A 12962-nucleotide genomic window follows, 5' to 3' on the forward strand; every position below is an offset into this window, starting at 1 on the left:
ATGTTCTTCGGCAGGACGCGGCAGGATCCGATCCGCGCCATCTTGCAAAAAAGTAATGTGGAACTATGTTACGCGCGGAATGTATGCGAATGCATGGAAGAGGCGCGACGATGCGACGGTACGACCTGCCCGACCTGGACGCGGTTGACCGCCAGATCCTGGCCGAACTGCAGGCGGATGGCCGGATGACGAATGTCGAGCTGGCCCGCCGCGTGGGGCTCTCCGCCCCGCCCTGCCTGCGCCGGGTCCGGCGCCTGGAGGAACAAGGCATCATCCGCGGCTACCATGCGGATCTCGACCCGCAGGTGCTGGGATGGCAGATCACCTTCTTCGCCCTGGTCGGGCTGGAGACGCAGAAGGAGGCGGTGCTCTCCGCCTTCGAGCGCATGGTGACCTCGTGGCCGGAGGTGCGGGAGTGCCACATGATCCGCGGCGGGGGCGACTTCCTGCTCCGGCTGGTCGCGCGGGACACGCAGCACGAGAATGCGCTGACCTCGCGCCTGACCGAGGCGCCGCACGTGCTGCGCGTGCAGACCATGCCGACCATCCGCACCGCCCAGGACCTCTCCGGCGTGCCGGTGGAGCGCGAGACCGAGCCGGCCTGACGCGCTGGCTGGCGCCGGCGCTGATCGCCGGCGCAGTGCTGCTCGGCGGTGACCGCCCGGCGCGTGCCTTCGGCGCCTTCCCGGCAGCCTGCCCGCCCGGCATGCCCGCCGACATCGCCTGCTGGCGCGGCGAGGACGACAACGGCGCGCATCTGCTGCTGGCCCGCCCGGCGAACTGGAACGGCCGGCTCATGGTCCACATCCATGGCGGGCCGCGCATGGCCAGGCCCGGTCCGCACACCTCGGACGAGGACCTGCTGCGCGACGTCGAGATGCTGCAGCATGGCTGGGCCTTCGCCGCGACCAGCCGCCGTGCCGGCGGGTTCGGGGTGCTGCGCGCGGCCGAGGATACGGAGAACGCCCGCCGCGCAGCCGTCGCGGTGTTCGGCCAGCCGCGCCTGACCATCCTGCGCGGCCAGTCCTGGGGCGGGAATGTCGGCGCCCGCGCGGTCGAGGCGATGAACGCGCCGGGGCCGGACGGGCGGCGCCCCTATGACGGCGCCCTGCTGACGGCCGCGGTGCTGACCGGGCCGACACGGGCCTACGACATGCGCGTGGACCTGCGCGCCGCCTTCCAGGCGGTCTGCGGCACGCTGCCGGCTCGCGGCGAGCCGGCCTACGCGGTCACGCTCGGCCAGGCGCGCGGCCATCGCCTGACGCGCGAGCAGGTGATCGCGCGCTACCTGGCTTGCACCGGGGCGGACAAGGCGCCGGAGCAGCGCAGCCCTGCGCAGCGCCGCGCACTCTCCGACCTCGCCGCGGCCAGCCGCATCCCGGAGGCGGCGATCCCCATCCATCTCTGGTGGGCGACGCAGGTCTTCGCCGACATCGCCTGGAACATCACCGGCGGCCGCAGCGCCTTCGGCAATGACGGGGTCCAGTATCGCGGCACCTCGGACGACGCGGCCTTCAACGCCCGCGTCCCCCGCATCAGCCCGGACCCCGAGGCGCGCGCGCTGCTGGCCGCCGATGGCGACCCGACCGGCCGCATCACCGTGCCGGTCCTGACGCTGCACGGCATCGGCGACCTGACCGTCTTCGTCGAGCACCAGGCCGCCTACCGGGAAACCGTAGCGCGCGCCGGCATGGCCGAGCGCCTGGTGCAGGTCTTCGTGGACGAGGACAACCACACGAGGCTCTCGCCCGTGCTCTATCCGGCGGCGCTGGATGCGCTGGTCGCCTGGATCGAGCGCGGCGAGAAGCCGACGCCCGCCGCCCTGCAGATGCGCTGCCTCGGCCTGCAATGGGTCTATCCGGGCGATTGCCGGATCGTGCCGGACTACGTGCCGCAGCCCTGGGAAGCGCGGGTCAATCCGCGCGGCGGGTCGGGGACGATCACCGCGCGGCGCTGAGCGGCACCGATCAGCCCCGCCGCACCTCGTAGTTGCCGGCGCGCAGCGCGGCGATGATGGCGTTGCCCTGGGCAGCGTCGCGCACCTCCACCATCAGGTGCAGCTCGGTGCTCTGCACGGTCGGCGCGCCGAACAGTTGCTGGTGCTGCACCTCGATCACGTTGCCGCCAAGATCGGAGATGCGCTTGGCAATGTCGGCCAGCATGCCGGGCCGGTCGGGGATGTCGAAATGCAGGCGCAGCAGGCGGCCGTCGCGCAGCAGCTGCCGCAGCAGCACGTTCGACAGCGCACGCGCATCGATGTTGCCGCCGCAGACGGGAATGCCGACCGCCTTGCCCGCGAAGCGCTCCGGGAAGGCGAGCACGGCGGCGAGCCCCGCCGCGCCGGCGCCCTCGGCCACCACCTTCGCACCCTCCGCCAGCAGCGCGATGGCTTCCTCGACCGCGCGCTCCGGCACGACCAGCACGTCGAGGCCGAGGCGCTTGATCAGCGCGAAGGGCAGCTCGCCCACGTCGCGCACGGCGATGCCCTCCGCAACCGTCGGGCCGCCGACCTGCACGGGCTTGCCGGCCAGGCGTTGCGCCATGGCCGAATAGGCCTCGACCTCCACGCCGTAGACGGTCGCGCCGGGCTTCATCTCATGCGCGGCCGTGGCGCAGCCAGCGAGCAGCCCGCCGCCGCCGACGGGCACGGCGAGGGTGTCGATCTCCGGCGCATCCTCCAGCATCTCGAGCGCGGCGGTGCCCTGGCCGGCGATCACGCCGGGATCGTCATAGGGATGCAGGAAGAACAGCCCCTCGCGCAGCGAGAGATCGAGCGCATGCGCGGCGGCTTCGGCCAGCGTCTCCCCGTGCAGCACCACGCGCGCGCCCCAGCCTTCGGTGCGCGTCACCTTCGTCGCCGGCGTGTAGCGCGGCATCACGATGGTGGCGCGGATGCCGGCGAGCGAGGCGTGGCGCGCCACGGCCTGCGCATGGTTGCCGGCGGACATGGCGATCACGCCGGCCTCGCGCTCGCGCGGCGAGAGCAGCGCGATGCGGTTGGCGGCGCCGCGTTCCTTGAAGGCGCCGGTGGCCTGCAGGTTGTCGAGCTTCAGGAAGATGGAGGCGCCAGTGACGCGGGAAAGCGTCTCGCAGCGGATGGTCGGCGTGCGCAGCACCGCGCCCTGAATGCGCGCCGCCGCCGCACGGACATCGGCAAGGGTGACATGGGCGGCCGGGGGCGCATCGAGGGCCGCGGCCTCGCCGCGCATCGGGGGCATCGCGGCGCTACGCGAAGCGGACGCCCGCGATCTCGTAGACCTTGGAGCCGCCTGGCGCAGGCACCTCCACGCTGTCGCCGATCTTCTTGCCCATCAGCGCCTTGGCCAGCGGCGAGGAGATGGAGATGGAGCCGGTCTTCATGTCCGCCTCGTACTGGCCGACGATGCGGTAGGTCTTCTCGTCCTCCGTCTCCTCGTCCACCACGGTGACATGGGCGCCGAAGCGCACCTGGTCGCCGGACAGCTTGGAGGTGTCGATCACCTCGACGGAGGGGATGATGCTCTCGAGCTCGGTGATGCGGCCCTCGATGAAGGACTGACGCTCGCGCGCCGCGTGATACTCGGCATTCTCGGAGAGGTCGCCATGCGCCCGCGCCTCCGCGATGGCGCGGATCACCGCGGGCCGCTCCTCGGCCTTAAGCTGGCGCAACTCGTCCTGCAGGCGCGCGAGACCTTCCGCGGTCATCGGGAACTTCTGCACGTCACGTCCTTCCTTCAGACGGCCGCCGGGCCGGCGCCAACGGGTTCGATCCGGCCTGGCAAGAAAGCAGAGAGGGCGGCGGAGGGAGGTTCCCTGCCGCCGCCCGCTCAGAATGATCGCCCAAAATAGGCCTGGAGGGGTGCCACATCAAGGGTTCCGCCCTTCAAGGCCGCGATGGCATGGACGGCCGCGCGGGCGCCGGACATCGTCGTGTAGTGCGGAACGCCATGCGTCAGGGCGCTGCGGCGGATGTCGAAACTGTCCGAAACGGACTGGCCGCCGCTGGTCGTGTTGATCACCAGCTGGATGGCGTCGGACTTGATCGCGTCCACGCAATGCGGCCGGCCTTCCAGCACCTTGTTGACCACCGTCGCCTCGATCCCGGCCTCCTTCAGGCGGGCGGCCGTGCCGCGCGTGGCGCTGACCTTGAAGCCCATCTCGATCAGCCGTCGCGCCAGCGTGACCGCCGCACCCTTGTCGGAATCCTTGACCGAGATGAAGGCGGTGCCGGCTTCCGGCAGCTTCACGCCGGCGCCGAGCTGCGACTTGAGGAAGGCGCGCTCGAAGCTGGAATCGAGGCCCATCACTTCGCCGGTGGACTTCATCTCCGGCCCCAGCAGCACGTCCACGCCGGGGAAGCGGTTGAAGGGGAAGACCGCTTCCTTCACCGCGACATGCGGCGCGATGGCGGCGTCGTCCAGGTCGAATTCCTTCAGCGCCGCACCGGCCATCACGCGCGCGCCGATCTTCGCCACCGGAACGCCGGTCGCCTTCGCCACGAAGGGCACGGTGCGGGACGCGCGCGGGTTGACCTCCAGCACGTACACCTCGCCGTCCTTCACGGCGTATTGCACGTTCATCAGGCCCTTGACCTTGAGCGCCTTCGCCATGGCTTCCGTCTCGGCCTTCAGCTCCGTCACCAGCGCGGGGGCGAGCGAATAGGGCGGAAGCGAGCAGGCGCTGTCGCCGGAATGGATGCCGGCTTCCTCGATGTGCTCCATCACGCCGGCGACATAGACCTCGCCCTTCTCGTCCGCGATGCAGTCCACATCCACCTCGATCGCGTCGACAAGATACTTGTCCACCAGGATCGGGTTGTCGCCCGAGACCTGCACGGCGACGGCGCCGAAGCGGCGGAGCTGCTCGCGGTTGTGGCAGATCTCCATCGCGCGGCCGCCGAGCACGTAGCTCGGCCGCACCACCACCGGATAGCCGATCTGGTCGGCGACCTTCTCGGCCTCCTCCAGGTCGCGCGCGGTGCCGTTGGCCGGCTGCTTCAGGCCGAGGCCCTTCAGCAGTTGCTGGAAGCGCTCGCGATCCTCGGCGATGTCGATGGCTTCGGCGCTGGTGCCGAGGATCGGGATGCCGGCCTTGTGCAGCGCCTGGGACAGCTTGAGCGGCGTCTGGCCGCCATACTGCACGATGCAGCCCAGAACCTCGCCGCTCTCCTGCTCCTTGCGGACAAGGGCGATGACGTCCTCCGCGGTGAGGGGTTCGAAATACAGGCGATCAGAGGTGTCGTAGTCGGTGCTGACCGTCTCCGGGTTGCAGTTGACCATGATGGTCTCGAAGCCGGCTTCGCGCAGCGCATAGGCCGCGTGGACGCAGCAATAGTCGAACTCGATGCCCTGGCCGATGCGGTTCGGCCCGCCGCCGAGGATCACGATCTTATTCCGGTCGGTCGGGCGGGATTCGCAGACGGGCGTGCCGAACCCGCCTTCATAGGTCGAGTACATGTAGGGCGTGTCGGAGGCGAACTCGGCGGCGCAGGTGTCGATGCGCTTGTAGACGGGCGCGACGTTCAGCGCCTGCCGCGCGGCCGCGACCTTCGCCTCCGTGCTGTTCGCGAGCTTCGCCAGCCGCCGGTCGGAGAAGCCGAGCGCCTTCAGCGCGCGGAAGGCCTGCGCCGTCTTCGGCAGGCCCTGCGCGATCACGCCCTTCTCGGCCTGCACGATGCGGTCGAATTCGCGGATGAACCACGGATCGAACTTCGATGCCTCGTGGATCTCCTCGACGCTCATCCCCGCGCGCAGCGCCTGCGCGACGACGAGCGCGCGATCGGGTGTGGGCGTCGCAAGCGCGGTGCGCAGCGCGGTGGGATCGGTGATGTCGAGGTCATCGAGGCCCGAAAGCCCCGTCTCCAGCCCGCGCAGCCCCTTCTGGAAAGCCTCGCAGAAGCTGCGGCCGATCGCCATGGTCTCGCCGACCGACTTCATGGAGGTCGTCAGCGTCGCCGGCGTGCCGGGGAATTTTTCGAAGGTGAAGCGGGGGATCTTGACCACGACGTAGTCGATGGTCGGCTCGAAGCTCGCGGGCGTGACCTTGGTGATGTCGTTCGCCAGCTCGTCCAGCGTGTAGCCGACGGCGAGCTTCGCCGCGACCTTGGCGATGGGAAAGCCCGTCGCCTTGGACGCCAGCGCGGAGCTGCGCGACACGCGCGGGTTCATCTCGATGATGACCATGCGGCCATCGGCGGGGTTGATGCCGAACTGCACGTTGGACCCGCCGGTGTCGACGCCGATCTCGCGCAGGCACGCGATGCTCGCGTCGCGCATCAGCTGGTATTCCTTGTCGGTCAGCGTCAGCGCCGGCGCGATGGTGACGCTGTCGCCCGTGTGCACACCCATCGGGTCGAGATTCTCGATGGAGCAGACGATGATGCAGTTGTCCGCCTTGTCGCGGACCACCTCCATCTCGAATTCCTTCCAGCCGAGGACGCTCTCCTCCACCAGCACCTCGGTCGTCATGGAGGCGGCCAGGCCGGCGCCGACGATCTGGGAAAAATCCTCGCGGTTGTAGGCGATGCCGCCGCCGGTGCCGCCGAGGGTGAAGGACGGGCGGATGACGCAGGGCAGGCCCACCTGCTCCAGCGCGGCCCAGGCTTCCTCCATCGAATGCGCGATGGCGCTCTTCGGGCTCTCGATGCCGATCCTGGACATCGCATCGCGGAATTTCTGCCGATCCTCCGCCTTGTCGATGACATCGGCCTTCGCGCCGATCAGCTCGCAGCCGTATTTCGTCAGCACGCCGGCGGCATCGAGCTTCAGCGCCGTGTTCAGCGCGGTCTGGCCGCCCATCGTCGGCAGCAGCGCGTCCGGCCGTTCCTTCGCGATGATTTTCTCCACCATCTCGGGCGTGATCGGCTCGATGTAGGTGGCGTCCGCCAGGCCGGGATCGGTCATGATCGTGGCGGGGTTCGAGTTCACCAGGATCACGCGGTAGCCTTCCGCGCGCAGCGCCTTGCAGGCCTGCGCGCCGGAATAGTCGAACTCGCAGGCCTGGCCGATGACGATCGGGCCGGCGCCGATGATGAGGATGGACTTGATGTCGGTGCGCTTCGGCATGGTCAGCCCTTCGGCGGAATCTTGAGAGGGGAGTAAGGCGGCCGGGGCATGGCCACGCAGGAGATCGGAACGGAGATGCCGCTCATGCCGCGCGCCTCCGCGCCCACCACAGCAGCGCGCCATGCAGCACCGCCAGGATGGCGAGCAGCGGCAGGATCTGCAGGATGGCGAAGAGGCCGAGATAGAGCATCGCCAGTGCGAAGATCGCCGGCGGCCCCCAGGCCAGCACGGCATAGGCGAGCAGCATCAGCCCGGCGGCCGCGACCAGCGCGGCCGCGGCGGCAGGCCAGAAGCCGCGCCGGCGCATCGTCAGGAAGCAGCCGATGCCGAGCGCATAGGCGGCCATCCGCGCGATCTCCGGCACGTCGTCCGTCGCGGGCATCACGATCCGCGCTCCTGCTTGCGGGCGACCCACAGCAGCATCGGCAGCGTCAGCAGATGCGGCACCATCCAGAACAGCGTCAGCGGCAGCCAGCGCTCGGAATCGGCCAGCAGGAAGGGTGTCGCGCCATGCACGACGGCGGAGATGCCGAAGGCGGTCAAGGCGGCACGCATGGGCGGGTAGAGCTTGCGAAGCGCCTGCGCCAGCATGAACAGCACCAGCCCCGAATAGGCGAGCGCGAAAAGGCCGAGGGCGGGCAGGTTCATGCGGCCATCCCCATCTCAGCCGCGGCCGCTGTCGGTGGCGAGCTTCACGGCGATCAGCCCGAGTGCCGCGCCCAGCACCCAGCGCTGCACGGCCATCCACACCGGCTTGGTGGAGAGGAACCGCGCCGCGCCGGCCGCGCCATAGACCAGCACCGCATCCCAGGCGGCGCAGACGGCGATCTGCAGCGCGCCGAGCATCGTCGCCTGCAGGAACAGGCTGCCGCGATCGGGATCGAGGAAGGGCGGGAGCACCGCCATGTAGAACAAAGCGACCTTCGGGTTCAGCGCCGCGGTGGCGAAGCCCACGCCGAACAGGCGCGCTGGCGGCTCCTGCGGCAGCTTTCGGGGCGCAAACAGCGGCTGCCCGCCCGGCTTCACGCATTGCCAGGCGAGATAGAGCAGGTAGATCGCGCCGCCGATGCGCAGCACGTCCCAGGCATAGGGAATCGCCAGCAGCGCCGCCGTGATGCCCGCCGCCGCGCAGAGCATGATGAACAGCGATCCCGCCTGGCACCCGACCAGCGAGATCATCCCCGCGCCCACGCCCTGCGCGAGCGAGCGCGAGACGAGATAGAGCATGTTCGGCCCCGGCGTGATCGCGAGGCCGAGCGACAGCGCGGCGAAGACGAGAAGCGTCTCTGCGCTGGGCATGGCTCAGCCCTGGGTCGAGTACCCGCCATCCACCGGGATGGCTGCGCCGGTCACGAAGGCGGCGGCGTCGGAAGCGAGGAAGGCGGCGATGCCCGCGAAATCCGCGGGATCGCCCCAGCGCTTCGCCGGCACGCGCGCCATCACGCTGTCATGCAGCGTGGGAACGTCCTTGCGCGCCTGCCGCGTCAGCGCCGTGTCGATCCAGCCGGGCAGGATGGCGTTGGCCGTGATGCCGTCGGCCGCCCAGGCGCTGGCGAGCGACTTCGTGTACTGCACCACCGCGCCCTTGGACGCGCCATATGCCGGCGAGAAGGGCACGCCGAAGAGCGACAACATCGAGCCGATGTTGATCACCCGCCCGCGTGCCGATGCCTTCAGCGCCGGATAGGCGGCGCGCGTCAGGCGCATCAGCGCGGTGAGGTTGGTGTCGAGGACGGTCGCCCATTCCTCGTCGGTGACGAGCTCGGGCCGCTTGCGGATGTTGGTGCCGGCATTGTTCACCAGGATGTCGAGCCGCCCGGCCAGCGCCAGCACGTCGGCAAGCAGCGTCTCCGCCGCGCCCGTCGCGGTCAGGTCCGCCTGGAAGGCCGCCGCGCCCGTGCCGAGTTCGGCCAGCGCCGCCGCGTTCTTCGCCGCGTCGCGCCCGGTGATCATCACCCGCGCGCCGCAGGCGGCAAGGCCCTTCGCCATGCCGAGCCCGATGCCGCCATTGCCGCCGGTGACGAGCGCGACGCGGCCGGTGAGGTCGAACAGCGACATCTCAGGCCGCCTTCCGCTGCTCGATCAGCCCGACGAAGCGATGGAACAGGTGGTGGCTGTCGGTCGGGCCGGGTGAGGCCTCCGGGTGGTACTGCACGGAAAAGGCCGGGTGCTTCGTGCTCGCGATGCCTTCGTTGGTGCCGTCGAACAGGCTGCGATGCGTGACCTCCACGCCGTCCGGCAGCGTCGCCTCGTCCACCGCGAAGCCGTGGTTCTGGGACGTGATCTCCACCTTTCCGGTGCGCAGATCCTTCACAGGCTGGTTGCCGCCGCGATGGCCGCGGTCGAGCTTGTAGGTCTTCGCACCCAGCGCCAGGGCGAGCAGCTGGTGGCCGAGGCAGATGCCGAAGGTCGGCACGCCGGCTTCCAGCACGCCCTTGATCGCCGGCACGGCGTAGGCGCCGGTCGCCGCAGGGTCGCCGGGGCCGTTCGAAAGAAACACTCCGTCCGGCTTGTGGCCCAGAATCTCTTCCGCGGTGGCGGTCGCGGGCACCACCGTCACGGCGCAGCCGGCGGAGGCGAGGCAGCGCAGGATGTTGCGCTTCGCCCCGAAATCCACGGCGACGACCTTGAAGCGCGGCGCCGCCTGCGTGCCATAGCCCCGGCCGAGTTCCCAGGTCGTCTCGTCCCAGGCGTAGCTCTGGCGGGTGGAGACCTCCTTCGCGAGGTCCATGCCCTCCAGCCCCGGCCAGTCGCGCGCCTGCGCCACCAGGGCCGGGATGTCGAAGCGGCCATCGGCCGGGAAGGCCAGCACGCCGTTGGGCGCGCCGCCGTCGCGGATGCGGGCGGTGAGTGCGCGGGTGTCCACGCCGGCGATGCCCGGCACGCCATGCGACTTCAGCCAGTCGTCCAGGTGCCGCGTCGCGCGCCAGCTGGACGGCTCGGTGACGTCCTGCTTGACGATGAGGCCGCGCGCGACCGGCGTCACCGCCTCGATGTCCTCGGGGTTGGCGCCGACATTGCCGATATGGGGGAAGGTGAAGCAGATGGTCTGGCCGGCATAGGAAGGATCGGTCAGCACCTCCTGGTAGCCGGTCATGGAGGTGTTGAAGCAGATCTCGGCGACGGTGGTGCCATGCGCGCCGAAGCCGCGGCCCCAGAAGACCGACCCGTCGGCCAGGACCAGGGCGGCAGTCGCTCCTTCCGGGATGGTCGAGTCGGTCACGGCGGTCTCCGTCGGGCTCTTGCGGGGCAGGTCGTCGAGGGCGAGGCCGGTGGCGGCGATGACCGCCGGCCAGTGCTTGGCCGGGATGGCCCGGGCCTGGCGCCATTTGCGCAGCGCCTCCGTGCCGATGCCAAGCCGGGTCGCGGTGGTCTCCGCGCCGCCCAGCAGGGCGACGATATCCTCGACGGTGCGCATGGCTGGGATATGTGGGAAGTTTTTTCCCGTGTCCAGCACGACCTGGGAATGGGAAGAAAATTCCCAGGCTTGGATGGGCGCGCCTCCCCCACCCGACCCTCCCCCGTGAACGGGGGAAGGAGTAAGGGGCGGGGAAAGGAGAACCGCCATGGCCGACGACCTGCGCAGCCGATTCAACGCCGCCCTGAAGGAGGCCATGCTGGCCAAGGACACGGCCCGCACCTCGACGGTGCGGATGATCCTGGCCAAGCTGAAGGATGTGGACATCGCCGCCAGGCCCTCGGGCGTGGACAAGGTGCCCGACGAACAGGTCGTCGCGATGCTGCGCTCGATGCAGAAATCCCGCCGCGAGAGCGTGGACCTCTACCGCCAGGGCGGCCGGGAGGAACTGGCAGCGAAGGAGGAAGCCGAGATCGCGGTGATCGAAAGCTTCCTGCCGCAGCAGATGGACGAGGCAGCCATCGCCGCGGCGGTGGACGCCGCGATCGCCGAGACGGGTGCGGCCAGCGTGAAGGACATGGGCAAGGTCATGGCCGTGCTGCGCAAGCACGGCGGCGCGCTCGACATGGCCAAGGCCAATCCGCTGGTGAAGGCGAAGCTCGGCGGTTGAGGATGTGCTAAGCGGGGGCCGCGCCCATGGCCCTGCCCCCGCAATTCCTGGACGAGCTCCGGCTCCGCACGCCGCTTGCGCCGCTGATCGGGCGCAAGACGCGGCTCGTGCGCTCGGGACGCAACTGGAAGGGCTGCTGCCCCTTCCATGGGGAGAAGACGCCCTCCTTCTACGTCTATGACGACCATTTCCACTGCTTCGGCTGCGGCGCGCATGGCGATGCCATCACCTTCGTCATGCGGGCCGAGGGTGCCTCCTTCCCCGAAGCCGTCGAGCGCCTGGCGAACGAGGCCGGGCTCGAGGTACCGAAGCCCACGCCCGAAGCCGCGGCGCGGGAGAAGCGCGCCCGCGACCTGCATGGCGTCATGGAGGCCGCCGCCGCCGCCTTCCGCCGCCGCCTGCGCCTGCCCGAGGGCGCGGAGGGCCTTGCCTATCTCAAGCGACGCGGCCTGACGGAGGAGACGCTCGAAAGGTTCGGGCTCGGCTGGTCGGGCGCGGGGCGTGGCACGCTGATCGCGGACCTCAAGGGCGAGGGAATCACGCCTGAACAGCTGCTGGAAGCCGGCCTGCTCCGGGAGCGGGAGGACGGGCCGCCCACCGAACTCTTCTTCAACCGCGTGATGTTCCCCATCCGCGACCGGCGCGGCCGCATCATCAGCTTCGGCGGTCGCATCCTGGGCGACGGCGTGCCGAAATACGTCAACGGCCCGGAGACGCCGCTCTTCCAGAAGCGCCGCAGCCTCTACGCGCTGGATCTCGCGCGGGAGGGCGCTTTCCGCGGCGGCGTGGTGGTGGCGGTCGAGGGCTACATGGACGTCATCGCGCTCCATCAGGCCGGCTTCGGCGCCGCCGTCGCGCCCCTCGGCACTGCCCTGACCGAGGAGCAGATGGAGGAACTCTGGCGCCTGACGCCGGAGCCGGTGCTCTGCTTCGACGGCGATGCCGCCGGCGCCCGCGCCGCCGCCCGCGCGGCGGAGGCGGCGCTGCCGCTGCTCAGCACGGAGCGCAGCCTGAAGCTCGCCACCCTTCCGCCCGGCGAGGACCCGGACACGCTGGTGGTGAAGGGCGGCCCGGCCGCCTTCCAGGCCGTGCTGGACGGCGCCCGCCCGCTGGGGGAGGCGCTGTATGGCCTGATCGCCGAAGGCCGCCCCGCTGCGACGCCCGAGCAGCGCGCCGCGCTGCGCAAGCGGCTGGAGGAAGCGGCCGGCGCCATCAAGGATCGCGCGCTGGCCGGCGAATACCGCCGCGCCCTGCTCGATCGCTTCTTCCAGGCCACGCGGCCCGTCCGCCCCGGCCAGCGCCAGGCGCCCGCGCGCTTCGCGCGCCCTGCCATCACCGCCGAGCGCACCCGGGCCGCCCAGGCCGCCGCGCTGGTCGCGATCACCCTGGGCCATCCCTGGCTGCTGCCGGAGGTGGAGGAGAGCCTGGCGGGCCTCGACCTCGGTGACGGCCCGCTGGCGCAATGCCGGGCCGGGGCTCTCGCATGGCTCGCGGAAGGCCATGTGCTTGACTCTGCGGGGTTGATGGACCACCTCGCGCAGGTTGGCCTGGGAGAGTTCTGCACGCGCCTGCTGCGCGATGCGGGCCTGCCGGCCGCGGCGCGGCCGGACGCGCAGCCGGGGGAGGCACTGGATGCCTGGTGGCATTTCTTCGGATTGCTGCGCGGCGAGACGGAGTTGCGGGCGGACCAGGCGGCCGCGAGGCAGGCCTTGGCGGAAACCAACGACGCCGCGGCGCAGCGGCGGCTGATCCGCCTCACCCAGGCGCTGGAGGCGCTCAGGCGCGGCGAGTGGAACGAAGGGGGCGGGCCCGAGGCGGCGGAGGCATCGCCGGCGGGCGCAAACACCACCCCATAGAGTACGGCCCATAGGGTAGAGGGGCATCGCATCGC

The 12962-nt window shown here is 70.5% G+C and carries 12 protein-coding genes; 4 read left to right on the plus strand and 8 right to left on the minus strand.

Features of this window, described 5'->3' with window-relative positions; all coding sequences use genetic code 11:
* Window positions 1-110 precede the first annotated feature (110 nt).
* Window positions 111-605, plus strand: a complete 495-nt coding sequence (locus DFH01_RS02000; RefSeq protein ID WP_109868719.1) for an Lrp/AsnC family transcriptional regulator — start codon at window positions 111-113, stop codon at window positions 603-605.
* A gap of 35 nt (window positions 606-640) precedes the next feature.
* Window positions 641-1957 carry a hypothetical protein gene (locus DFH01_RS02005; RefSeq protein WP_109868720.1) on the plus strand — a complete coding sequence of 439 codons (1317 nt, stop codon included), beginning with the start codon at window positions 641-643 and terminating at the stop codon, window positions 1955-1957.
* Window positions 1958-1967: 10 nt separating this feature from the next.
* Here the strand turns inward: DFH01_RS02005 and DFH01_RS02010 are convergent, their stop codons facing one another.
* The 8 genes from DFH01_RS02010 to carA all read right to left on the minus strand — a co-directional run bounded on the left by DFH01_RS02010 (window position 1968) and on the right by carA (window position 10461).
* Window positions 1968-3209: a threonine ammonia-lyase gene (locus DFH01_RS02010; protein ID WP_109868721.1), complete on the minus strand. Its 1242-nt coding sequence runs from the start codon at window positions 3207-3209 to the stop codon at window positions 1968-1970.
* Between the two features lie 16 nt (window positions 3210-3225).
* Window positions 3226-3699, minus strand: a complete 474-nt coding sequence (greA, locus tag DFH01_RS02015) for a transcription elongation factor GreA (protein WP_109868722.1) — start codon at window positions 3697-3699, stop codon at window positions 3226-3228.
* A gap of 107 nt (window positions 3700-3806) precedes the next feature.
* The gene (carB, locus tag DFH01_RS02020; RefSeq protein ID WP_109868723.1) at window positions 3807-7043 is read right to left on the minus strand and encodes a carbamoyl-phosphate synthase large subunit; all 3237 of its coding nucleotides are present in this window, start codon (window positions 7041-7043) and stop codon (window positions 3807-3809) included.
* Window positions 7044-7125: 82 nt separating this feature from the next.
* A complete protein-coding gene (locus tag DFH01_RS02025) occupies window positions 7126-7425 on the minus strand; it encodes a hypothetical protein (RefSeq protein WP_109868724.1) in 300 nt (99 codons plus the stop codon).
* Window positions 7425-7691: a hypothetical protein gene (locus DFH01_RS02030; protein WP_109868725.1), complete on the minus strand. Its 267-nt coding sequence runs from the start codon at window positions 7689-7691 to the stop codon at window positions 7425-7427. The genes DFH01_RS02025 and DFH01_RS02030 overlap by 1 nt, the downstream gene beginning before the upstream one ends.
* Window positions 7692-7706: 15 nt before the next feature.
* Window positions 7707-8342: a LysE family translocator gene (locus tag DFH01_RS02035; RefSeq protein ID WP_109868726.1), complete on the minus strand. Its 636-nt coding sequence runs from the start codon at window positions 8340-8342 to the stop codon at window positions 7707-7709.
* A gap of 3 nt (window positions 8343-8345) precedes the next feature.
* Window positions 8346-9101 (minus strand): SDR family NAD(P)-dependent oxidoreductase, encoded by a 756-nt coding sequence (locus DFH01_RS02040; RefSeq protein WP_109868727.1) that lies wholly within the window; start codon window positions 9099-9101, stop codon window positions 8346-8348.
* A 1-nt stretch (window position 9102) separates the two neighbouring features.
* A complete protein-coding gene (carA, locus tag DFH01_RS02045; protein WP_109868728.1) occupies window positions 9103-10461 on the minus strand; it encodes a glutamine-hydrolyzing carbamoyl-phosphate synthase small subunit in 1359 nt (452 codons plus the stop codon).
* Window positions 10462-10609: 148 nt separating this feature from the next.
* On the opposite strand from carA, the gene DFH01_RS02050 reads away from it, so the two are divergent.
* Together DFH01_RS02050 and dnaG are read left to right on the plus strand one after the other, a co-directional pair.
* Window positions 10610-11071: a GatB/YqeY domain-containing protein gene (locus DFH01_RS02050; protein ID WP_109868729.1), complete on the plus strand. Its 462-nt coding sequence runs from the start codon at window positions 10610-10612 to the stop codon at window positions 11069-11071.
* A gap of 26 nt (window positions 11072-11097) precedes the next feature.
* A complete protein-coding gene (gene dnaG, locus DFH01_RS02055) occupies window positions 11098-12927 on the plus strand; it encodes a DNA primase (RefSeq protein ID WP_109868730.1) in 1830 nt (609 codons plus the stop codon).
* Window positions 12928-12962 lie beyond the last annotated feature (35 nt).

Origin of the sequence: Falsiroseomonas bella (genome assembly GCF_003173615.1) — a bacterium.
Taxonomy (GTDB): Bacteria; Pseudomonadota; Alphaproteobacteria; order Acetobacterales; family Acetobacteraceae; genus Falsiroseomonas; species Falsiroseomonas bella.